18 protein-coding genes and 2 pseudogenes are annotated in these 21,126 nt (G+C 71.7%); 9 read left to right on the top strand and 11 right to left on the bottom strand.

Annotation, left to right across the window (positions count from 1 at the left end; all coding sequences use genetic code 11):
* The coding region (locus ACEPPI_RS07145) for a D-alanyl-D-alanine carboxypeptidase family protein (RefSeq protein WP_373914385.1) at positions 1–1,080 on the bottom strand (1,080 nt) is incomplete at its 3' end.
* Between the two features lie 535 nt (positions 1,081–1,615).
* Positions 1,616–2,074: a hypothetical protein gene (locus tag ACEPPI_RS07140; protein ID WP_373914384.1), complete on the bottom strand. Its 459-nt coding sequence runs from the start codon at positions 2,072–2,074 to the stop codon at positions 1,616–1,618.
* A gap of 442 nt (positions 2,075–2,516) precedes the next feature.
* Between ACEPPI_RS07140 and ACEPPI_RS07135 the strand changes: the two genes are divergently transcribed.
* Positions 2,517–2,936 (top strand): hypothetical protein, encoded by a 420-nt coding sequence (locus ACEPPI_RS07135; protein ID WP_373914383.1) that lies wholly within the window; start codon positions 2,517–2,519, stop codon positions 2,934–2,936.
* A gap of 174 nt (positions 2,937–3,110) precedes the next feature.
* Here ACEPPI_RS07135 and ACEPPI_RS07130 read toward each other — a convergent pair whose 3' ends face one another.
* The gene (locus ACEPPI_RS07130) at positions 3,111–4,082 is read right to left on the bottom strand and encodes a helix-turn-helix transcriptional regulator (protein ID WP_373914382.1); all 972 of its coding nucleotides are present in this window, start codon (positions 4,080–4,082) and stop codon (positions 3,111–3,113) included.
* Positions 4,083–4,180: 98 nt separating this feature from the next.
* Here ACEPPI_RS07130 and ACEPPI_RS07125 point away from each other — a divergent pair, with 98 nt between their 5' ends.
* Positions 4,181–4,843, top strand: a complete 663-nt coding sequence (locus tag ACEPPI_RS07125; RefSeq protein ID WP_373914381.1) for a TIGR03086 family metal-binding protein — start codon at positions 4,181–4,183, stop codon at positions 4,841–4,843.
* A 79-nt stretch (positions 4,844–4,922) separates the two neighbouring features.
* Here the strand turns inward: ACEPPI_RS07125 and ACEPPI_RS07120 are convergent.
* Positions 4,923–5,507 (bottom strand): annotated as a pseudogene (locus tag ACEPPI_RS07120) (CDP-diacylglycerol diphosphatase); the annotation flags it as partial.
* 397 nt (positions 5,508–5,904) lie between these two features.
* Here ACEPPI_RS07120 and ACEPPI_RS07115 point away from each other — a divergent pair.
* From ACEPPI_RS07115 to ACEPPI_RS07095, 5 genes are all read left to right on the top strand, one after another.
* The gene (locus tag ACEPPI_RS07115) at positions 5,905–6,729 is read left to right on the top strand and encodes an SDR family oxidoreductase (RefSeq protein WP_373914380.1); all 825 of its coding nucleotides are present in this window, start codon (positions 5,905–5,907) and stop codon (positions 6,727–6,729) included.
* Positions 6,730–7,235: 506 nt separating this feature from the next.
* The gene (locus ACEPPI_RS07110) at positions 7,236–8,471 is read left to right on the top strand and encodes a cytochrome P450 (protein ID WP_373914379.1); all 1,236 of its coding nucleotides are present in this window, start codon (positions 7,236–7,238) and stop codon (positions 8,469–8,471) included.
* Positions 8,472–8,551: 80 nt separating this feature from the next.
* Positions 8,552–10,513 carry an acyl-CoA dehydrogenase gene (locus ACEPPI_RS07105; protein ID WP_373914378.1) on the top strand — a complete coding sequence of 654 codons (1,962 nt, stop codon included), beginning with the start codon at positions 8,552–8,554 and terminating at the stop codon, positions 10,511–10,513.
* A 252-nt stretch (positions 10,514–10,765) separates the two neighbouring features.
* The gene (locus ACEPPI_RS07100) at positions 10,766–11,422 is read left to right on the top strand and encodes a DUF4232 domain-containing protein (RefSeq protein ID WP_373914377.1); all 657 of its coding nucleotides are present in this window, start codon (positions 10,766–10,768) and stop codon (positions 11,420–11,422) included.
* A 256-nt stretch (positions 11,423–11,678) separates the two neighbouring features.
* Complete coding sequence (locus ACEPPI_RS07095; RefSeq protein WP_373914376.1) at positions 11,679–12,470, top strand: SDR family NAD(P)-dependent oxidoreductase; 792 nt, start codon at positions 11,679–11,681, stop codon at positions 12,468–12,470.
* Here the strand turns inward: ACEPPI_RS07095 and ACEPPI_RS07090 are convergent.
* The 6 genes and pseudogenes from ACEPPI_RS07090 to ACEPPI_RS07065 all read right to left on the bottom strand — a co-directional run bounded on the left by ACEPPI_RS07090 (position 12,446) and on the right by ACEPPI_RS07065 (position 18,643).
* On the bottom strand, positions 12,446–13,021 hold the full coding sequence (locus ACEPPI_RS07090; protein ID WP_373914374.1) for an adenylate kinase: 576 nt from the start codon (positions 13,019–13,021) through the stop codon (positions 12,446–12,448). The genes ACEPPI_RS07095 and ACEPPI_RS07090 overlap by 25 nt on opposite strands.
* 674 nt (positions 13,022–13,695) lie before the next feature.
* Entirely contained in the window at positions 13,696–14,421 is a 726-nt protein-coding gene (locus tag ACEPPI_RS07085) for a peptidylprolyl isomerase (protein WP_373914373.1), read from the bottom strand.
* 300 nt (positions 14,422–14,721) lie between these two features.
* Positions 14,722–15,209, bottom strand: a pseudogene (locus ACEPPI_RS07080) (NmrA family transcriptional regulator); the annotation flags it as partial.
* A 210-nt stretch (positions 15,210–15,419) separates the two neighbouring features.
* Positions 15,420–16,106: a hypothetical protein gene (locus tag ACEPPI_RS07075; RefSeq protein WP_373914372.1), complete on the bottom strand. Its 687-nt coding sequence runs from the start codon at positions 16,104–16,106 to the stop codon at positions 15,420–15,422.
* 221 nt (positions 16,107–16,327) lie between these two features.
* Positions 16,328–17,947: a sulfatase-like hydrolase/transferase gene (locus ACEPPI_RS07070; protein ID WP_373914371.1), complete on the bottom strand. Its 1,620-nt coding sequence runs from the start codon at positions 17,945–17,947 to the stop codon at positions 16,328–16,330.
* A gap of 282 nt (positions 17,948–18,229) precedes the next feature.
* Positions 18,230–18,643: a MarR family winged helix-turn-helix transcriptional regulator gene (locus tag ACEPPI_RS07065; protein WP_373914370.1), complete on the bottom strand. Its 414-nt coding sequence runs from the start codon at positions 18,641–18,643 to the stop codon at positions 18,230–18,232.
* A gap of 17 nt (positions 18,644–18,660) precedes the next feature.
* Between ACEPPI_RS07065 and ACEPPI_RS07060 the strand changes: the two genes are divergently transcribed.
* Complete coding sequence (locus tag ACEPPI_RS07060; RefSeq protein WP_373914369.1) at positions 18,661–18,993, top strand: DoxX family protein; 333 nt, start codon at positions 18,661–18,663, stop codon at positions 18,991–18,993.
* 57 nt (positions 18,994–19,050) lie between these two features.
* Positions 19,051–19,659 (top strand): ester cyclase, encoded by a 609-nt coding sequence (locus ACEPPI_RS07055; protein WP_373914368.1) that lies wholly within the window; start codon positions 19,051–19,053, stop codon positions 19,657–19,659.
* A gap of 503 nt (positions 19,660–20,162) precedes the next feature.
* Here the strand turns inward: ACEPPI_RS07055 and ACEPPI_RS07050 are convergent.
* On the bottom strand, positions 20,163–21,083 hold the full coding sequence (locus ACEPPI_RS07050) for a flagellin (protein ID WP_373914367.1): 921 nt from the start codon (positions 21,081–21,083) through the stop codon (positions 20,163–20,165).
* Between the last annotated feature and the right edge of the window lie 43 nt (positions 21,084–21,126).

Genomic DNA, 21,126 nt, shown 5'->3' with positions numbered 1-21,126 from the left:
GGACGCCGGGGGCGGCGGGGCGGCGGGCGGGGCGGCCGTTCCGGCTCGTTGGGGCCGGGGCGGCGGTAGGAGCGAGCCGACCGGCTCCACCCGGCCGGCGGCGGCGAAGCCCCAGTCCAGCAGGGCCCGCGTCTCCTCGTACACCGCGAAGGCGCCGCCCTGCTGGGGGTTCATGACGGTGACGAGGAGGGTGCGGCCGTCCCGTCGTGCGGCCGTGACCAGGGTGTATCCGGCTTCGGAGGTGTAGCCGTTCTTGACGCCGACGATGCCCGGGTAGACGCCGACGCCGTCCTCGCCGGTCAGCAGCCGGTTGGTGTTCTCGATGCCGTACGTCCAGGCCGGCCGCCCCTCGGCGTCCGTGTCCCCGGGGAACTGCGCGTCGGTGAGGGCCGCGTAGCGGGCGAAGTCGGGGTCGGCGAGCCCGGCCCGGCCGAAGACGGCGAGGTCGTAGGCGGAGGACACCTGGCCTTCGGCGTCGTAGCCGTCAGGGGAGACGACGTGGGTGTCGGTCGCGCCCAAGGCGCGGGCCCGGGCTTGCATCTGGGCGGCCGTCTGCGTCCAGCCGCCGTTCATGGAGGCGAGGACGTGGACGGCGTCGTTGCCGGAGCTGAGGAAGACGCCCCGCCACAGGTCGGAGATCCGGTAGGTCAGGCCGGCGTCGAGCCCGACGAGGCTGCTGCCCTCGCCCACGTCGGCGAGTTCGGCGTCGGTGACGGTGTGGGTGCCGCCGCGCGGCAGGTGGGGCAGGGCCGTGAGCGCGAAGAGGGTCTTCATGGTGCTGGCGGGCGGCAGTCCCAGGTGGGCGTTGTGGGCGGCGAGCACCTCCCCGCTTCCGGAGTCGGCCACCAGCCAGGACAGTGCGGACAGGTCGTCGGGCAGGGCAGGGGCGCCTGGGCGGGGCCGGACCTGGACCCCGGGGCGGTGCAGCAGCGCGGGGTCCGGCGGGGCCTCGGCGCGCGGCGGAGCGGGCTCGGCCCACGCCGCGGCGCCGGTGAGCGGGGGCATGAGGACGACGCTCGCGCCGGCTGCCAGGGCGGTCGCCCGGGCGAGGAGCCTGTGTGCTGACGGACTGAGGGCCATCCGGCCACGGTAGGGAGGCTCAAGGGGGTTCGCAGCCCGGCATGGGCCGAGCGGAGCAGCACCCCGGGCCGGGTGGGGAACCGTCATCGATCGTGCCGGTGTTCCCCGTGCGGCCCGGCCGTGCCCGGCCGCACGTGTGCTCGGGCTGGGCGCTCACGGGCTCCTCCATACGGGGTCTCCTCACCACGGTAGCCGCGCCTGGGGGTGCTGAGGAGGGCTTCGGCGGTGGCCCCCCTCCCGGAGGCGTTCAGCCGTCTGCGACGGTCCGTTCTCCGTCGACACGGACAAGCAGTCACGCGTCCCGCGGCCCGCGGGACGTACGCTTCTTGGTGGCGGGGGTTCCAGTGGCTTTTCCCCGCACGTGCCCCAGGGCGAGGACGTGACGGGCGCCTCCGCCCTTGGCCGTGGGGAAGTCGATCTCGTCCTGCCGGCCGCGGTCGCAGATCCGCTGCGGCGTGAGGTCGCTGAGGAGGGCGTCGAGGAGCCCTTGGGCAACCGGGTCGCCGGAGATCCCCCGGGCCGTCGCTCCGCAGACCTAGACCAGGGTCAGGAGGTGGTCCGTGGGGCCGTAGTCGATCTTCCAGTCGGCATAGACCCCCGCAGCGCCGTCCTTCCGGCACCGCAGCCCAACGGTCACCCAGCGGACCAATCCGTCGTCGGCCAGGGAGAACGCGACCGCGGTCTCGAACTCCTCGCTCCCGCACGGGCAGCAGGCCTCGCCAGGGTCCGCGTCCTCCCAGAACTCCTCGCTATCCGCGATGAACGCACGGCCGCCGCAACCAGCGCACACCCGCTCGGCTCCGCCCTCGACATCGTCGACGAGCACGAAGAACACGCGCCCGCCACACCCGCCGCAGACGGAAGGAACGATCTTCACCGGACGGCCGTCGGCAGCCTTCCGGAGGAACACCGCGAGCTCCGCAGAGACACCCTCGCCAACCTGATCATCAGCATGCACAAGCACATCGTTCCAGACGCCCGAACCAGCACCCATCCACCTTGACCAAAGAGATAGGGGACCCCCCCGGGGGTCGGGGCGATCGACGGAGGCCAGCCGCGGGCGCTCCGGCAGATGCCCAGGTCGCCCAGCCGGTGTAGCCGGCGCCCCCCGCCCCGACGTCCTGCTCATCGCCTGCACGGACCCGCGTCTGCACGCGGCGTTCATCGTCGGCTCCCTCCCCGGCGAGGTCTTCGCACTCCGCACCCCGGGTGGTTTCGTCCCCGACGGGAGGGACCCCTCGGACATGACCGCCTGCGTGTCCACGGCTGCTGCCACGACCTGGAGAGCGGCGAAACGCGCTGCTACAGGCCCGAGACCGGGACGTACCATCCCGTCCGACGGCCGGGCCGGAGCCACCTGGAATCCTCGAAGGCCGGTGGAACGCGCAGGCCGAGGGCAGAGTCCCGTGGGTGTTCGTCTATCGAGGGGTGGGGCTGTGTCCGACATGAGCGTGGCGACGTTGGCTCTGTACTACCGCGACGAGGGGCCCGTACTCGTGGCACTGGGCGGGACCTCGATCCCCGCGAGGCTCGACGTCGTCGATCCGTCCGGCCAGGTCGTGGCCGTGTACGAGGTGGACGCGCCGTCCCCCGCGTCCGACTCCGACTCCGACTCCGCCTCCGAAGGCACCTTCGGCGCGGACGATGTGATCGAGGTGTCCGGAGGGGCCGACATCAGGTTCATCACGCTGGAGCGCGACTCCGACGGGCGGTACTTCGTCAGAGCGGCGGTCGGCGGTCGCGAGCGGCTGTTCTCGGCGACGGTGAACTCCGCCACCGGGAAGGTGCTCTACGACGCCGGCGGCCCACCGGCGGTCCGCCCCACCCCGGCGAGCGGCGTGGTCACCGTCCGGTGAGGCCGTGACACGGCAAAAGGCCCCGGCCTCTGCGAGGAGGCCGGGGCCTTGATCGAGCGCTGGGCAGGCCTTGCACCTGCATTCCCCCACGGGAAGTGGGGTGTCTTTCCTTGGACCACCAACGCGAGCCCCGCGGTCGGGAGTCCCGGCTGCGAGCACAAGATCGAATATACCCTACGGGCCGGGTGGAGCGGGCGGTTCCTCCCCCGGGTACGTGTCCGTGAGTTCGGCGCCGATCCGGGCCAGCCACTGCCGTACCTCGGGCGGCTCCAGCACCTCGACCCCCGCCCCCAGTCCGGCCAGGTGGCCCGCCAGGGCCTTGGCGGCCGGGCCGGCCACCCAGACCTCGGTCCAGCCGTCGGGCAGCGGACCGCCGACCCGCACACGGCCGCCGAGGAACCGTTGCAGCAGGGACAGCGTGTCAGGGCGGACGCGGGCCCGGGCGGTCACCGCGTACATGCCGTCCTGGAAGGCCCCGGACAGCGCCCGCCACGCCGTGCCGAGGTCGAAGTCGGGCGGCCGGACCACCGGTTCACCGGTCGGCACGACGGAGGTGACCCGGCTGAGCCGAAAGGTGCGCAGGCCGCTCTCCGTACCGGCGACCAGGTAGTCCACCCCCGCCTTGGCCACGAGCCCGAGCGGGTCGACGGTACGCTCGCCGGCGGGTTTGCCGAGGCCCGCGTACCCGAGGCGGACTCGGATCCCGTCCACGACGGCGGCCTGGAGCGCGGAACGGTGGGCGGCATCGGCGGTGACGGCGTTGCGGGACCAGTCCGTGGCGTCGACGACCCCCGCGCGGGTCGCGGCCTCGGCCTGCGACCTCAGGGGCGGCGGCAGGGCCCGGACCAGCTTGCGCAGGGCGGTGCGCAGTTCGGGGGTGGCCGACAGGGGGCCGGTGATCAGGAAGAGCGCCCGGATCTCCTCGGCCGTCAGCCCGGAGAGGTTGGTACGGGCCCCGCCGACGAGGGACCAGCCGCCGCCGCGGCCGCGTTGCGAGTAGACGGGGATGCCGGACGTGGCCAGGGCCTCCAGGTCGCGGCGCGCGGTGCGCTGGGACACCTCCAGTTCGGCGGCCACTTCGGGGACGGTGACGCGGCCGCGCTCCTGGAGGAAGAGCAGGGTCGCCACCAGACGGTCGGCTCTCATACGTTCTTTCCTCCTGCGTGGGCGGGCTCGTCGTCGCCTTCGCATTCTCCGCGGAAAACTGGCCGGAGGATGGCCACTTTTGCTTCCAGGATGGACGTATGAACCACACCGAGCAGCTCATCGAGACGCCGTCCGACTCCACCGGTACCGCCGCCGCCCCCTCCGACCCCGCCTCTGCCCCTTCCCCTTCTTCCTTCGATCCGCGGGCCGACCTCGCCGCGGCCGTCGAGCTGGCGGGCCGTACGCTGGCCGCCGTCCGGCCCGAGCAGTACGACGCCCCGACCCCTTGCGAGGAGTTCGACGTGCGGCGGCTGTCCAGCCACCTCGTCGCCGTCGTCCGCCGGATCTCGGTGATCGGGCGCGGCGAGGACCCGTTCGGCGTGCCGTCCTTCGCCGACGAGATCCCCGACGGCGGATGGGCGGCGGCCTGGGAGCCGGGTGCCCGCGAGGTCGCGGAGGTGTGGGCGGATCCGGGCGTCCTGGGGCGGCAGCTGCGCCTGCCGATGGGCGTCCTGCCGGGTGCGGCCGCCGCGGCCGTCTACACCCACGAGCTCACGGTGCACACCTGGGACCTGGCCAGGGCGACCGGACAGGACCCGGAGTGGGACCAGGCCCTGATCGAGCGGGTGATCGACGTCGTACGTCGCGCACTGCCGGCCGAGACCCGTGGCGGGCGGATCCCCTTCGCCGAGGTGGTCGCCGTGGACGCCGGGGCCCCGGCCATCGACCGGCTGGTGGCCTGGGCCGGACGCCGTCCCTGAGGGGCCTCGGGGCGGCGGACGAGGTGCGGGCCGTCGTACGCAGGTGGCGGCCCGGCCGCCGGGCGCCCGCGGACCGGCGTCAGTACACGAGCAGGCGGTCGCAGGTGATGGTGCCGCTGGGGAGCGAGACATCGCTGTTGAGGACGTAGAAGGCGCCGTCGAAAGCGGTCGGGGTCATCCTCGGCACGACGATCAGCGTCTGGCCCGCCATCTGGAGTCCGAATGGTCGCACCACGTTCGTGTTCAGCAGGGCGAACAGGTTCGTCGTCAACGCAGGGAGCCGCAGGATCCGGTAGGTGCGGTCCCCTCCCGTTCCCGTCACCGGCGCCTGGTACTGGGTGTCCCCCCACTGCGACGGGTGCGTCGCGACCCGTCCCGCAGCGTCCAGGGCCTGCAGCCGCAGCTGCGTGCTGTCCCGGACCCCGGCCATGTGGATGTGCAGCTGGTTGAGCTGCCGGGCGGACTGCGAGTTGATCCCCAGCCCGATGTAGCCGTACTGCACGGGAACGTCGCCGCCCCTGCGGGCGTTCTCCCAGGCCTCGTGCCAGTAGTTCGCGACGTTGGGGTTCAGCAGGAACGGGCACTCGATGCCCGTGATCCGGCAGGCCGGGACGGTCAGGTAGTTGTGCGTCGACACGGGATCGCCGTGCAGCACCACGTAATGGGGGGCGGTCTTGAGGCAACGCTGCTCCGGCCGACCAACCTAGGCGCCGGAACGCCCGCCTCCCGGGAGGGGGGCGGGGAGAGCGCCCAGGATTGCGCCGGAAGGCCGAACGGCACCGGCCCCCGGTACCCGTGCGGTCGCCGAGCAGCCCCGACGGTCCTGCGCCGCTGAACCCCCGCCCCGCACGGATCCCGTACGCGCCCAGCGGATCCGCGTGCCGGCCGGGCCGCCACCGAGCAGGCGCCGCCGGGGTGTTGCGCCGACGGGGCCGGGCCCCGTACGACGGGCTCGCCCCGGTGCCGGAGTTGCCTTCGAGTCCACTCGATGGTGTTGGCTGGTGGGGAAACACCGCGACGTGCTGACCAAACGGATGACGAGTTTCCTCGAGGAGCACACCATGACGCAGAAGATCTGGTTCATCACCGGTGCCTCACGCGGCTTCGGCAGGGAGTGGGCCATCGCCGCCCTCGAACGCGGCGATTCGGTGGCCGCGACCGCGCGCGACCTCTCCACGCTGGGCGACCTCCGCGACAAGTACGGGGAGCGACTGCTGCCCCTGCGCCTCGACGTGACGGACCGTGACGCGGACTTCGCCGCCGTGCGGCAGGCGTACGAGCGGTTCGGGCGCCTGGACGTGGTGGTCAACAACGCCGGTTACGGCCACTTCGGCATGATCGAGGAACTCACCGAGGCCGAGGCGCGCGCGCAACTGGAGACCAACCTGTTCGGTGCCCTGTGGGTCACGCAGGCGGCGCTGCCGTTCCTGCGCGAGCAGGGCAGCGGCCACATCCTCCAGGTCTCCTCCATCGGGGGCATCAGCGCCTTCCCGCTGGTCGGGATCTACCACGCGTCGAAGTGGGCGCTCGAAGGCATGAGCCAGGCGCTGGCCCAGGAAGTGGCGCCGTTCGGCATCAAGGTCACGCTGATCGAGCCCGGCGGGTTCGCCACCGACTGGGCGGGTTCCTCGTCCAGCACGTCCGAGCCGCTGCCCGCGTACGCCGACCTCCACCAGGAGGTGCAGGAGCAGCGCCGCAAGCGCGTCGGTACGCCGGGCGATCCGACCGCGTCCGCCGCGGCCGTGCTGAAGATCGTCGATGCAGACGAGCCGCCGCTGCGCTGCTTCTTCGGTTCGGCGCCGCTCGGCATCGCCAAGGCCGACTACGAGCAGCGTCTCGCGGTGTGGGAGAAGTGGCAGCCCGTGGCCGACCTTGCACAGGGCTGAGCCGGGGGCGCGAGACCGGGCGCACGGAGCGGGTGGCCGAGGGCGGAAGCCCGTGCAACGATCCCGGGGGCGGGGGGCGGTGGCAGCGGTCTCCGCCCCGTCGGGATCGCTCCGGGCCGGGTTCCCGGGGAGTAACCGGAGCTGGTTCGGCTCGGGCCCGCTCATGGCTCCTCGGCAAGCAGGAGGTCCCGAATCGAAGGGGCCCCGGCCAGCGCTCGGCGCGCGGAATTCACACCGGTCTCCCATTCCCACAAGCCCTTTCGACGCAATTCCGAGCGGGCGTGAAATACGACTCCCGTTTCCCGCGTGCCTGTCGACTCCGCAGGTCACCGGGGTGATGGTGAGGTCTCCGGGACAGTGGCGCCCAGCGCGTCGCCGGGGAATTCGGCGTGGGTGTCGAGACCCTGGCCACGGCGGGCAGTGTGGTGTTTCCTTGCAGAAAGAGGCCGGGTGCCACCGCGCCGACGATGTCGGGGCGACGGAAGCCAAGCTGACGGGGGAATTCCATGACCGCCGCTCACGACGTCCCCGCCATCCCCGACATCCTGTCGCAGGAGTTCGCCGACGACCCGTACCCCACCTACAGGGCCCTGCGTGAGAGCGCGCCCCTCGTCTGGCACGAGCCGACGCAGAGCTACCTCATCTCGCGCTACGAAGACGTCGCGCGGGCCTTCAGGGACAAGGATTCGCTCTTCACCACGGACAACTACGCCTGGCAGGCCGAGCCCGTCCACGGCAAGACCCTCCTCCAGATGAGCGGCCGCGAGCACGCCACCCGGCGCGCGCTGGTGGCCCCGGCCTTCCGCGGCAACGAGCTGCGGGAGAAGGTCGTTCCGCTCATCGAGCGCAATGCCCGGGAGCTGATCGACGCCTTCCGCGACGCCGGCTCGGTGGATTTGGTGAGCGGCTTCGCCTCCCGCTTCCCCGTCACCGTCATCGCCGACATGTTCGGGCTGGACCGCTCCGGCCAGGAGCGCATCAGCGGCTGGTACCGGGCCTTCGTGGCGTTCATCGGCAACCTGGCCGGGGATCCCGAGTGCGCGGCGGCCGGGGCGCGGGCCCAGGCCGAGTTCGCCGCGTACATGCTGCCGGTCATCAGGGACCGGCGCGAACACCTCGGTGACGACCTGCTGTCCGCGCTCTGCACCGCCGAGGTCGACGGGGTTCGCATGAGCGACGAGGACATCAAGGCGTTCTGCAGCCTGCTGCTGACGGCGGGCGCCGAGACCACGGACAAGGCCATCGCAGGACTCTTCTCGAACCTGCTCGCCGATCCGCGGCAGCTCGCCGCCGTCCGGGCGGACCGGGCGCTGATCGACCGGGCCTTCGCGGAGACGCTGCGCCACAGCCCGCCCGTACACATGATCATGCGTCAGGCCGCCGTCGACGTCACGCTGAGCGGTGGCACCGTCCCGGCCGGCGCCACCGTCACCTGCCTCATCGGCGCGGCCAACCGCGACCCCGGGCGCTACAAGGATCCGGACCGCTTCGACGTCTTCCGGGACGACCTGACGGCGACCACGGCCTTCTCCGCGGCCGCGGACCACCTGGCGTTCGCCCTCGGACGGCACTTCTGCGTCGGCGCCCTGCTGGCCAGGGCCGAGGTCGAGATCGCCACGAACCAGCTCCTGGACGCCATGCAGGACCTGCGGCCGGCCTCCGGCTACGACCCGGCCGAGCAGGGCGTCTTCACCCGCGGCCCGAGGTCCCTCCTCGTGGACTTCACCCCGCCCACGGCCTGAGCGGCGGCGTTGCCCCCTCCCCCAGGGCCGGCGCTCGTCCGCCCCTGGTTGAGCACCCTTCGGCGGGGTAGCGGATCGGCATGGCACTTGAGAACTCTTCCGTACCCGCGACCGGTTACGTGCAGCCCGATATCGACGTCGCTTCGCTGACGGCCGTCCTCGACGGGGAGTACGCCGGGATCCGCGACCTGGTCCGCGGCAACCTGACGACGTACTCCTCCATCCTCGACGAGGCCGACGAACTCGGCATCGACGCGTATCGCGAGCGGGTGCGGGAGATCGTCGTCAAGATGGCCGCGACCGGCCAGACCGGCATGGGTTTCCCCGTCGAGTACGGCGGGGGCGGGGACGTCGGGGCATCGATCGCCGCGTTCGAGACCCTGGCATTCGGCGATCTCTCCGTCCTGGTGAAGGTGGGCGTGCAGTTCGGCCTCTTCGGCGGCGCGATCCTGCACCTGGGGACCCGGCGCCACCACGAGGCCCACCTCCCGGACCTGATCACCGGGGCGCTGATGGGCTGTTTCGCGATGACCGAGACCGGCCACGGCTCCAACGTCCAGGCGCTCGGCACGGTCGCGACGTACGACAGTGCGACCGGGGAGTTCGTCATCACCACCCCCGACGAGGACGCCCGCAAGGACTACATCGGCAACGCGGCCCGCCATGCCGAACTGGCGGTCGTCTTCGCCCAGCTGGAGGTGGACGGCAGGTCGCGGGGCGTGCACGCCTTCGTCGTACCGCTGCGGACCGGTGGCAGGACGGCGCCCGGCGTCCGGATCGAGGACGACGGCCGCAAGATGGGGCTCAACGGCGTGGACAACGGCCGCATCTGGTTCGACGGCGTACGGGTACCGCGCGAGGCACTGCTCAACAGGTTCGCCGACGTCACACCGGAGGGCGGCTACGAGAGCGCGATCGACGATCCCAACCGGCGCTTCTTCACCATGCTCGGCACCCTGGTGCAGGGCCGGGTCAGTGTCGCCGGTGCCGGGACCAGCGTCGCCAAGGTGGCGCTGACGGTCGCCACGAAGTACGCCGCGCGACGCCGGCAGTTCGGGGTGGGTCAGGGCTCCGAGGAGCAGGTTCTCCTCGACTACGGGCTGCACCAGCGCCGCTTGCTGCCGCTGATCGCCCGGACCTACGCCCTGCACGCGGCGCAGGACGTCGTGCGGACCCAGCTGCACGAGGTCTTCTCCGGCATCGAGGACGACGCGCGGGCGCGACGCCGGCTGGAGGCACGGGCGGCGGGCATGAAGGCGCTCAGCACCTGGCACGCCACCCGCGTCGTCCAGGAGTGCCGCGAGGCGTGCGGCGGCGCCGGCTACCTCGCCGTCAACCGGTTCGCCGCGCTGAAGGGCGACAGCGACGTCTTCACCACCTTCGAAGGCGACAACCACGTCCTGCTGCAGCTCGTGGCCAAGGGGCTGCTCACCGATCACGCGAGCGAGTTCGAGGGACTCGACCAGCTCGGCATGGTCCGCTACGTCACCGGCCTGGCCGTCGAAACGGTCATCGAGCGGACCTCGGCACACAAACTGCTCGAACGGGTACGCGATCTGCTGCCCGGCGGCGACGCCTGGGACCGAGAAGCCGGCCTGCTCGACCCGGAGTACCAGTTGGCCATGTTCCGCTTCCGCGAGGAGCACCTGCTCGCCGGGCTGGCCCGGCGGATCAAGCGCGGAATCGACCAGGAGCACGCGGCGGGCGCCGTGTTCTCGCAGGTCCAGGACCACGTCATCGCCCTCGCCCGCGCGCATGTCGAGCGGCTGGTCGCGGAGGCCTTCGTGGACCAGGTGCGCGCCCTGCCCGAGGGGGGTGGGAAGGCGGCCCTGGGCCTGCTGTGCGACCTGTTCGCCCTGTCGGCGATCGAGGCGGACCGGGCTTGGTTCATGGAGCACGGGCGGCTGACCGTCCAGCGTTCCAAGGCGATCAGCCGCGAGGTGAACGGCCTCTGCCGCAAGGTGCGTCCGCTCGCCGTCGACCTCGTCGACGCCTGGGGCATTCCGTCCGCCGTGCTCCGGGCGCCGGACCTCGTGGGCTGACCGGTCAGCCTCCCCCGGCTCCGGAGCTGCCCGGGTTCCGGGCGGCTGAGCGGCCCGGCCACCACCGAGACCAGCTGGTCTTCACGTTCTCCCCGCTCGTGGGCCTGTGGCTGACGGGCCGGGGCAGCTACGGGCCGGTCTCCTGAGGCCGCACGTCGCGCCGCACGGACGACTTGAGGGGGGATGTCAGCCCCTGTGGTCAAGATCCGCCACGTCACGGGTCCGTCCCGGCGGCCAGGTGGCCGGTAGCCGGTGGGTAACCGTGGCTCGATCCGGCGTCGCGGCTGGTCGGCGACGCGTAGCGAGGACGGGGCGGCACAAGGCTCCGCGCCCACCGCGCCCGCCGCTTCCACCCCGTCCACCCCCTCCTCGTCGGGCGGCGGTTCGAGCGCGGGCAGTGCGAACCAGGGCAGCGGACAGGGTTCCGCCGGGACGGGCTCCAACGGGAAGGGCACGGCCGCCGGGGCCGGCTCCGGCGACAGCGCCAAGGGCGGCAAGTGCCGCACCGACGACCTGGAGATCACGGCGAGCGACAGCACCGTCGGCGGCGACGCCGAGGGCACCGTCGCGGTGCAGCTGAAGAACCGCGGGAGCGGGGACTGCACGCTCTCCGAGTACGCGGGCGTCGACGTGAAGACCAGCGCGGGATCGCTGTCGGCGAAGCGCACCGGCGAGCACCCCGGCCCGGCCGTCCTCAAGACGGGCACGTCCGTCTACTTCGGCGTCAACTACCCGCTCAACACGTCGGGCGGCTCCGGCGTCCGCATCACCGGGCTGGTCGTGACCCCGCCGGACGAGACGAAGCCGGTCTCCCTCGCCTGGCCGGGCGCCGCCACCCTGCCCGTCACGGACGGCTCCGGCTCCCCGATCAAGGTCGGCCCGATCGGCAGCGCCGGCCAGGGCGGCTGACCGGGCGGGGCCTTCTCGACGCCGCGACCCCGGGCGGTACGCCCGCCCTGGTCCGCAGCAGGGCGGCCTCGCCCCCCGTACCCGGTCACCCGTCACCGGGCCGTCGACCGCCGCCAGGGAATTCCGTTCGGGCCTCGGGCCTCGGGCCTCTGGGCACCTGCAGTACGCACAGGTGTCATCCGGGCAGAAGGCGGGAAGTCGCACTCAGGACGACGTCCAACCACACGGCAGACGGGCAGGGGCAGGGGCAGGCAGCGTGCGCATCGATCTTTCCGGGAAGACGGCCATGGTCACCGGTTCCACCCAGGGCATCGGCGCCGCCATCGCCGCCGGGATGGCGGCGGCCGGCGCGCGGGTCGCCGTCAACGGCCGGGGCAAGGAGTCCGTCGACGCGGCGGTGGCGCGGCTGGGCTCGGGGAGCGGCGGCGTGTTCTTCGCCGCGCCCGGCGACATCGCGACGGACGAGGGCGCGGAGGCCGTCTTCGCTGCGGCGCCTGACGTGGACATCCTGGTCAACAGCCTCGGGATCTTCGGCGCGCGTCCGGCTCTGGAGATCGACGACGCGGAGTGGCGGCGCTACTTCGACACGAACGTGCTGACGGCCGTACGGATGACCCGGCACTACCTGCCGGGCATGATCGAGCGTTCCTGGGGCCGCGTCCAGAACATCGCCAGCGACTCGGCCGTGGCGGTCCCGGCCGAGATGATCCACTACGGCATGTCGAAGACCGCCCTCCTCGCCGTGTCCCGCGGCTTCGCCAAGGAGGCCGCCGGGACGGGCGTGACCGTGAACTCGGTGATCGCCGGCCCGACGCACACCGGTGGCGTGGAGGACTTCGTCTACGAGCTGGTGGACCGGGACCTGCCCTGGGACCAGGCGCAGCGCGCCTTCATGCGCGAGCACCGGCCCCAGTCGCTGCTCCAACGGCTGATCGAGCCCGAGGAGATCGCGAACATGGTGGTCTACCTGAGCTCACCGCTGGCCTCGGCCACCACGGGCGGGGCCGTACGGGTCGACGGCGGCTACGTCGACTCGATCCTGCCCTGAGCGGGATCGGAACCGGGATCGAGGCGGGGACCGGTCCGGCCGTTCAGCCAGGCCTCGGCCTCGCCCGGGCTGCGCAGGCGGATGACGCGAACCGGGCCGAACCGCGGGTCGGCGGCGCGCCGGCCGATGTCGGCCCGTCGCTCGGCGTGCCGGGACCAGGCCCACCACACCGGATGGTCCCCGCGCAGCCACTCGCGCCACCGCTCGCGGTTCCCTCCGAACAGGCGCTCCCGGAACAGGCTCCGGCGCAGTGAGCGCCGCAGGACCCGCAGCATCACCACGCGCCGCGGGAAGTCGAGCCACACCACGGCGTCGGCCCGCTCCCACATGAGGTCCCGGACCGCCTCCGGCCCCTGGCCGTCCAGCACCCACCGCTCCCCCGCCACGATGCGGGCCGTGTCCTCGGCGAACGTGGCACTGACCTGCCACGCGGGTCCGGCGAAGTGCAGGGCGTCCAGTTCGTGGAAGGGCAGGCCGAGCCTCCGCCCCAGCGCACGCGCCAGGGTGGACTTGCCGGCTCCGGTGATCCCGAGGACCAGGACGCGTTCCACACCCGGATCCTGGCACCGAGATCGAGTCCGGGCGTCACGGTCACGGCCGGGGCGCCGGGTTTGGCCGTCACCCTGACGTACGGGACGTTCACCGCGTCGGCCGGAGCCGGTGATGTTGCGCCGCGCAAAGTGGGGCTTGCGCGAACGGCGGCCGAAGACAACGCAGAGCACCCGCAACGCGCTCGGGCATCTCCTGCGCCGCGACTGGCAGGTGTTCGCGCCGTTCCTCGCCCAGCAGGGCCACGACCCCGCCACGACCGTCGTGGCGGGCGACGTGTCAGGGCAGCCGGCGTTCTCGGACCCCGGCTGGATCGAAGAGACGAGCCGGCCGGTCGGCTTCTGGCGGAGGGTGTCCTTCTCGGCGGCGCCGTACGGGGCCTGCTGCTGGCCCGTAGTGCGGTCCAGGCGGAACCAGGAGGGCATGTCGGCGACGAACGCGTCCGCGTCTGGTGCAACCCCCCTCCGGAACCGGGTGCGGCCTACAGCCGTCCCCTGCCGGGGAGGCTTGCCGAGGCGCGCTGGGACTGCCCGGCGGCCGGGTCCGTGGCGTGCCCCGGCCGCCGGGCAGTCGGGTTGTGGGTTCAGCGGGCCGGTCAGCCCGTGCACGGGTCACGTCGGCGAGGCAGAGCCTGGGACGGGACAAGGTGCACAAGCCGCGCGGACCGTAGGGGGCGTCAGTGCCAGCCGGACGGCCGGACGCGGAACAGCTCGGTCCGCAGTACGGGTGTGCCGTCGACCGGTGCCGGCTCCTCCGCGGTCGGCTGGATTCCTCCGGCGGCGACCTTGTCGAGCGTTGCCAGGCCGTCGGGGCCGACCGTGCCGAACACCGTGTAGTTCGGTCGCAGTGCGGAGTCGCCGTAGACGACGAAGAACTGTGCACCGTTCGTGTCCGGCCCGGCGTTGGCCATCGCCAGCAGGCCGCGCCCGTAGAGGCGGCGCGCGCCTGTCGGATCGGTCGGTGCGGGCGGCAGGTCCACCGGGAGCTCGTCCTTGTACTTGTACCCGGGCCCGCCCTCACCCGTACCGGTCGGGTCGCCGCACTGCAGGACCTTCAGCGTCGGATACGCCGTCAGGCGGTGGCACACCGTTCGGTCGTAGAACCCGTGCCGGGCCAGGTGCAGGAAGCTCTGGACCGTGCACGGTGCCTTGGCCTGGTCAAGGTGCAGCGGGAGGGGTCCCTGGCTGGTCGGGACGGCCATGTCGATCACGCCGCGGCTGGGGGTGCGCCGTGGGTCGGGCGGTAGCGGAACACGGCGCGCGGGCGGCTCGTCCGGGGTCTGTGTGTACTGGCAGGGGCCGTGCGTGGTGCGCGGCGGAGCGCCGTCGGAAGCGGTGGCGGCACCTCCCCCGGACACGACCAACGTCACGGCCGCCAATCCGCTGATCAGTAATCGGTTCATCTCGTGCGCCCTCCTGATGATCGCCCGGTTTCGGAGCGGTCGCAGTCTAAGGGCGTGATGTGGTCGGCGGGAATGGTCCACGGAACGGGAGCCGCCGGCGCCGTCCGCGGCGGACGGCAGGAGGCGGCCTCCACCCTCGACGGTACCCGGCCAGCAGGTGGGCGGACCGGATGTGCGGCGAGCACACGCCGCTCCACCGCCGCCGCGTCCTCGGCGGGTTCAAGGGCCGCCTCGGGTCCGTGCAGGTCCTCGGCGAAGGTGTCGACACCAAGGAACCGCCGCTCCGCCTGCGGGTCCACCTCAGCGGAACGCGGCGACGTTGCGGGCCGCCCAGTCGGCGAACGGGAGCGGGGCGCGGCCCAGGACCCGCTGGACGTCCGGGCTGACGCGCAGGTCGGCGAGTACGGCCGGCATGCTCCGGGCAATGGCGGCCTTGGCCCCGTCGCGGATGAGGTCGTCGAACCGTAAGGGCGAGCCCGGCGCGGCGCCGAGGGCCTCGGCCTGCCGGGGGGCGTGATGACCTGCGGTCCGGTCAGCTCGTACACGCCACCGGCGTGCCGGTCGCCCAGCAGGCAAGCAGGCAGGCAGCGACCGCGGCGGTGTCCGTCGGGTCGATGAGCGGCACTCCGACGTCACCGTAGGGCGCTGCGACGAACCGCCGCGCGCAACGCGACCCGTGTCGGGCCGAACGGCCTGGTCGCCACGCCCTGTGACGCCGGCAACCGGACACCCAGCCGCTCCTCGGCAGCGGCCAGATCGGTCTCCGCCCACCCGTCACCGCTCTCCAAGGCACCAGCCCAGTGGGCAGCGAAGCCCTGGATGAAGCTCTATACACCACAACGGCCTTCGGCGCCTCCGGCGCCGACCTCCCGGCCGCCCGCGGCCCATGCTGGAACAGGCCATGGGGACCGTGCGGAAGGAGGCGTACGTCATCCTCGACGGTAGGCTTCCATCTCTTCACCAGGGCCGGGCGGTCTCGTGGCCGGTGCCTGCCGGTGTCAGCACGAATCCGGGTGGGGAGGGGACACGTAGATCGCGGACAGCACCCCGTCGCCGGCCACCTTGACCGGGACGGGGGCGGTGGTGTCGACCAGTTTCAGGTCGTACGGCAGGGACCGCAGCGGGATGTCCTCGCCGAGGTAGGTCACCGAGACCGTGCCGCGACAGGCTGATGGCCCCGGCGGCGCGGTGTCGGGTACCCGGCCGTCCTGCGGGCCGGCCGCGTGGGAGGCGGTGCCGATCAGGGTGTACGAGTATTCGTAGCGGGCCCCGCTGACAGGATTGGCTTCGTGCGTCTTCTTCAGGTCGACCCAGTAGTGGGCGAGTTTGACCGTGACCGCCTCGCACGGGCGCTTGATGTCCTCCGGGGTGAAGTTCAGGCCGGAGGAGTCCAGGGTCAGGCCTTTGGTCTGGTAGTCCCCGCTGGAGCTGCGCAGTTCCTTCAGGTAGCCGGTCAGCTGCTCGACGCCCATTCCGGCGGTCCGCACGCACTCCTTGGGCGCGGTGGGCGTCGGGCTCGCGGCCGGGGCGGCGGAGCCGGTGGCGGGCGCATAGTGCACGAGACCGGAGGGTGTGGGAGCCGGGGCCTGGGCGGCAGACTTGCCACCTCCTGAACATCCCGAGACGGCCAGCAGCGCGGCCACGAGGGTGGCGGGCAGTACGGACAGCGCACGCGCGCGGTGCATGTGTCCCTCCAGGTACGAGTCGAGACGGCTTCCCCAGCCGGATCCTCTCAAGCGCGGAGGGAAGCGCGCAGGCGTTCGGATCAGGAATCGGGTTGAGGCTTGAGGATTGAGGCTTGAGGAACATCCGCAGCGGGCACCCGGAGGGAGGACGGGCGGGGGGAAGTCACCGCCGGTTCGCCGGAGGCGCAGGGGAAAGTGGGGCCGCGGTTGCCGGCTGGGGGTCAGCGTCCTTGCGCGGTGAGGGTCTCGGGCCGGTGGTCGTCGCCGTGCCAGGTGGGCCAGCCGAGCAGTTGCGGGCGCTCGGTGACCCATGCGCGGGCGTCGGGGCCGATCTCGGCGTCGATGAGGCCCTCCAGCAGGGCGCGGTAGCGCTCGACGAGGTCGTGGTGGGCGGGGTCGGTGGCCAGGTTGTGCAGCTCGGCCGGGTCCTGCTCGCGGTCGTAGAGGACGACGTCGTTGTCGGCCAGCAGCGCGTCGGTGTCGGTGGGGCGGTTGGGGTTCAGTGGGGAGAAGTAGCGGCCGAAGGTGTAGCGCTCGTCGGAGTAGGCGCGCAGGAAGCCGCGCTTGTTCCAGTCGGGGCGCAGGTCCCCGGATGCGACGCGCTTGGGCGCGTCCGGGTCGGCGAACTCGAACCAGAATGAGGCGTCGAGCGTCGTGATCGACTCCACCGCGTTCAGGATCCCTTGCCGTACCGGGCGGCCGTGGAGCACGGGCATCAGCGAGTGGCCCTTGAGCGCGGGGTGTCGGGTGGCTGCCCCGGTCACATCGACACCGGCGATTTCCAGCAGGGTGGGTGCTATGTCGACGGCGGAGGCGAGGGCATCGGTGCGTCCGCCGCCTGGCACGTCGGGGTGGGCGATCATGAAGGGGACGTGGAAGTTCTCGTCGTAGACGAGGTTTCCTTTCTGGCGCAGCCCGTGGGAGCCGGCCATCTCGCCGTGGTCGGAGGTGAAGACGACGACGGTGCGGTCAGCCTGGCCGGAGGCCTCCAGAGCGTCGAGGACGAACTCGACGCTGCGGTCCACGTCGCGGATGGCGTTGAGGTAGAAGTTCAGGCCGTCGTGCCAGTGCTCGTCGTCGGCGACCGGTCCGAAGACGTTGTCCAGCATCCGCGCGTATTCGGCGACCGCGGGGGCCGCGCCGGAAAGGTCGTCGTGGAGGCTGGCTGGGAGGTCGACGTCCCAGCGGCGCCGGTAGACGGGGATGTTCGCGGCCGCGCGGGTGACGACGGCGTGGGCGAGGCCGAAGGGCAGCTGCACCTGAGGGCGGCCGCCGTAGTCGAAGCTCATGATGTCGTGGGGGTTGACGAAGTTGACAGCCATGAACCAGGGCCGGTCCTCGCTGACGACCGGTGCGCGGTTGCGCAGCCAGCGCACGGCCTGGCCGGCGATGACGGGGTCGAGCTTGAGGCCGGCCCAGGCTCCACCGTCGATGTCGCCCCAGTCGTTGAACTCGCTGAAGCCGTAGGGCTCCAGGGCGTCGGTGGTCGGGCCGGGGTTCTCGGGTGTCACGTAGCAGTTCGAGAGGTGCCACTTGCCCTGGTAGGTGGTGTAGTAGCCCGCCGCGCGCAGCATGGTGCCAAGGGTGCCCAGCGCGGGGTCGAGGGGGCGGATGTAGGGCATGTTGTCGTTGTCGTAGATCTCGGTGAGCGGCAGGTGCCGGCCCGTGTAGATCACCGACCGGGCGGAGCTGCACTGCGCTGAGGCGGTGTAGTAGCGCTCGAAGGTGGTGCCGCGGGCTGCGATCCGTTCCCGGGCCGGCAGTGAGAACCCCTGGGGGCGGGGCAGGGTGGCGCGCTCCTCGTCGGTGACGATCAGCAGGATGTTGGGGCGACCGGTCATGTCCTGCCCTTCGCTCGCCACGCGTCGACGGGGGGTGGGCCGTGGTTGACCGCCTCGCGCGCACTGGTACGGACGTCGTCGAATCTAGGGCGGGAAGTCGGTCGGGACCGTTCGGGACGCGGCCGGCCACGGCCGGACGGGTGATCCGCATCGCCCGCAGGGGCCCGGACAGGATCCCCGGGGTTCAGTCGCGCTGGGCGCCTGCCGGCGCTGCGGGAGCGGGTGTCGGGGACGCGACGAGCCTTCCGCGGGGCGGGCCGGACCGGTGGGTGGGGTGCATCGTCATTCCGTGCAGGTGCCGGTGGGGTCGATCGCCTGGTTGACGCGGTGGCCGATGGTCTGCAGGGTCCGCTGCTGGGCCTGGGTGAGCGGATCGAAGACGAGGCGGCGGACCTCCTCGACATGGCCCGGCGCGGTGGCGGTGACCTTCTCCCAGCCGGGCTCGGTGAGGACGGCCAGGGTGTAGCGGCCGTTGTCCGGGTCGGGGGTGCGGCGCACCCAGCCCTGCTTTTCCAGGCGCTTGACCACGTGGGACAGGCGCGAGAGCGAGCCGTTGGTGAGGATCGCCAGGTCGCTCATGCGCATGGTGCGCTCGGTGGCCTCGGAGAGAGTGGCGAGGACCTGGTACTCGAAGTGGCTGATCTGGGCGTCGCGCTGCAACTGGGCGTCGAGGGCGTTCGACAGGTTGATCACCATGGCGGCCCCTCGCGCTCATGTTTCTGGCGGCTGGACTGATGAAGATCAGCCAGCCTCGAGAAAAGCCGGCCGCCTCCGGAATGGCCTGGACCGCGGACTTCTCCGCGGGGGCCGTAAAGACGGTCGGCGCCGTCGAGGTGCTCGGCGCCGTGGGGCTGATCGTCCCCGCCGCGCTCGGCATAGCGCCGGCCCTGGCGGCCTGGGCCGCCCTCGGCCTTGCGGCGACCATGCTGGGCGCCACCGTGCTGCACCTGCGCCGCAAGGAGGCGACAGCCCTCCCGGTCGCCCTGCTGCTGCTCGCCCTGGCCGCCGTCGTGGCCTGGGGCCGCTTCGGCCCCTACGCCTTCTGAGCCCCTCCCCTTCCCTCCCCCTCCCCTCAGCGTGATCTCGTAGTCAAGGAGTTCGACATGATCAACCGCCGCAACATCCTGAAGGGCGCGGGCGCCGCCGCTTTCGGTGCCCTCGTCCTCACCGCGGTAGCCACCGGAACCGGCCTGGCAGCCCCGGCCGCGAGCAGCCCGGGGCCCCTCGGAGACCCGGCCTCCACCTCGCAGGCCGAGTCGTCCTGGCCGACCGGCCTGACCCACGAGGAGCGCAGGAACCTCAAGGCTTTCGACGACCTGGACTTCAACGTCTACTCCGGTCAGCAGTGGGACCGGATCGACGAGAGCCACGCGAAGAACGTCCGCGTCCACTGGCCCGACGGCCACTACACGGACGGCCTCGACCAGCACATCGCCGACATGAAGAGCCAGTTCGTCTGGGCGCCGGACACACGCATCACCGAACACCCGAACCGCATCGCCAAGGGCAACCTGACCTCGGTGACCGGAGTCATGCAGGGCACCTTCACCCGCCCCATGCCGGACGGCAAGGGCGGCTTCATCCAGCCGACCGGCAAGAAGTTCTCCATCAACATGGTCACGGTCGGCATCTGGAACAAGGCCGGAGTCATGGATGAGGAGTTCCTCTTCTGGGACAGCCAGACCTTCTACAAGCAGCTCGGCCTCGCCTGACCAGTCGCGTGGCCCGGCGACGCAAGAACCACCGGGCCGCACAGGGACGTGACGCCCATGTCGACCACTTCGACGGCCCCCGCGATGTCCGGTCCACGGGCACCACGGTGGGCGCAGCGCGTCGTGCGGGCCGACCTCGTCGTGGATGGGGCGCAGGAGACAGTTGAGGAGGTAGTCCCGGAGAAACCCTGCCGTCCGTGCTGAGCCTGCCGTGAGTTCGCTCGACTTGATCGAGTCGCCTGCCACGGCCACAGCTTGATCGTCTAGCGGGGGCTGCCTGGCCTTTCCCACTCGGTGCCCGTGTCCACCGGGCGATCCAGACACCGCCTTGGGAGGCCTCGCGACCGCGCCCGGCAGACCGGACTGCCTGTTGGGATCACAACAAGGCCGGCCCCGGCATCACGCCGGAGCCGGGGGCCCGCCATCCGGACATCAGTCGGAAACGCTCCTGGCCCACGGTGCGGTCGAGGGCACTTGAAGACCGGTGTGAGGCTCGGGTGGAGTCAGCCGAGTTGCTGGAGCAGGGGGAGGATGTTCTTGGGCTGGGCGTTGACCTGGGCGAGGACGGAGATGCCGGCCTGCTGGAGGATGCTGGCCTGGGTGTAGTTCGCGGTCTCCAGGGCGTAGTCGGTGGCCTCGATGCGCTCGCGGGCGGCGCTGAGGTTGATCACGCCGGTGTCCTGGGTGCGGATGTTGGACTCGAAGCGGTTCTGGACGGCCCCGAGGATCGAACGCAGGCTGGTGACCTGGACGAGCGCGGCGTCGATCAGGGAGAGCGGGTCGATGAGGAAGGTGCCGGCCGTGGTCGCGTCGGTTTTGCTGATCGTGGCGGTCTGGCCGTCCGGGCCGACGTACTTGATCTTTGTGGGGTCGGTCTCGTCGGTGAAGGCGGGCGTCTTGGCGACGTCGTAGGACTCCAGGCCGAGTGTGCCGGCGTTCACCGTCTTCAGGGCGACGGCGATGATGTCACCGTCGTTGGCCCCGGTCTGAAAATTCATGCTGGTGTCCTTCGCCAGCACCTTGATCCCGTTGAACTGGGTCTGCTGCGAGATCGTGTCGATGGCCTCCAGCCGCTGGGCGACCTCCTGCTGGATGGTGCGGCGATCGGTGACGGCGTAGATGCCGTTGGCCGCCTGGACGGTCAGCATGCGGATGCGCTGGAGGTTGTTGGTGACCTCCTTCAGGGCGCCCTCGGTGGTCTGTGCGAGGGAGACGGCGTCGTTGCTGTTGCGCGACGCCTGGAGGGATCCGTTGATCTGGGTGGTCATCCGGTCGGAGATGGCCAGGCCCGCGGCGTCGTCCTTCGAGGAGTTGATGCGCTTGCCGGAGGCGAGCCGCTCGGCCGCGACCCCCATGGTGGATCCTGTGATGTTGAGGTAGTTCTGCGTGGTGAGCGACATGATGTTGGTGTTGAGCGTCAGCATGTGATCATTCCCAGTCGGTGATCGGTATGGGTGTCGGGAAGCG

Source organism: Streptomyces sp. AB3(2024) (assembly GCF_041862025.1).
Taxonomy (GTDB): Bacteria; Actinomycetota; Actinomycetes; order Streptomycetales; family Streptomycetaceae; genus Streptomyces.
The sequence above is the reverse complement of the archived record's forward strand: the minus strand, read 5'-3'. Positions and strand labels throughout refer to the sequence as shown.

Coding starts and splice junctions, on each gene's coding strand:
- ACEPPI_RS07050 (WP_373914367.1), bottom strand. CDS start 21,083: ATGCTGACGCTCAACACCAACATCATGTCGCTCACCACGCAGAACTAC.
- ACEPPI_RS07065 (WP_373914370.1), bottom strand. CDS start 18,643: ATGGTGATCAACCTGTCGAACGCCCTCGACGCCCAGTTGCAGCGCGAC.
- ACEPPI_RS07070 (WP_373914371.1), bottom strand. CDS start 17,947: ATGACCGGTCGCCCCAACATCCTGCTGATCGTCACCGACGAGGAGCGC.
- ACEPPI_RS07060 (WP_373914369.1), top strand. CDS start 18,661: ATGTTTCTGGCGGCTGGACTGATGAAGATCAGCCAGCCTCGAGAAAAG.
- ACEPPI_RS07055 (WP_373914368.1), top strand. CDS start 19,051: ATGATCAACCGCCGCAACATCCTGAAGGGCGCGGGCGCCGCCGCTTTC.
- ACEPPI_RS07125 (WP_373914381.1), top strand. CDS start 4,181: ATGAACCACACCGAGCAGCTCATCGAGACGCCGTCCGACTCCACCGGT.
- ACEPPI_RS07140 (WP_373914384.1), bottom strand. CDS start 2,074: ATGGGTGCTGGTTCGGGCGTCTGGAACGATGTGCTTGTGCATGCTGAT.
- ACEPPI_RS07085 (WP_373914373.1), bottom strand. CDS start 14,421: ATGAACCGATTACTGATCAGCGGATTGGCGGCCGTGACGTTGGTCGTG.
- ACEPPI_RS07105 (WP_373914378.1), top strand. CDS start 8,552: ATGGCACTTGAGAACTCTTCCGTACCCGCGACCGGTTACGTGCAGCCC.
- ACEPPI_RS07075 (WP_373914372.1), bottom strand. CDS start 16,106: ATGCACCGCGCGCGTGCGCTGTCCGTACTGCCCGCCACCCTCGTGGCC.
- ACEPPI_RS07110 (WP_373914379.1), top strand. CDS start 7,236: ATGACCGCCGCTCACGACGTCCCCGCCATCCCCGACATCCTGTCGCAG.
- ACEPPI_RS07130 (WP_373914382.1), bottom strand. CDS start 4,082: ATGAGAGCCGACCGTCTGGTGGCGACCCTGCTCTTCCTCCAGGAGCGC.
- ACEPPI_RS07115 (WP_373914380.1), top strand. CDS start 5,905: ATGACGCAGAAGATCTGGTTCATCACCGGTGCCTCACGCGGCTTCGGC.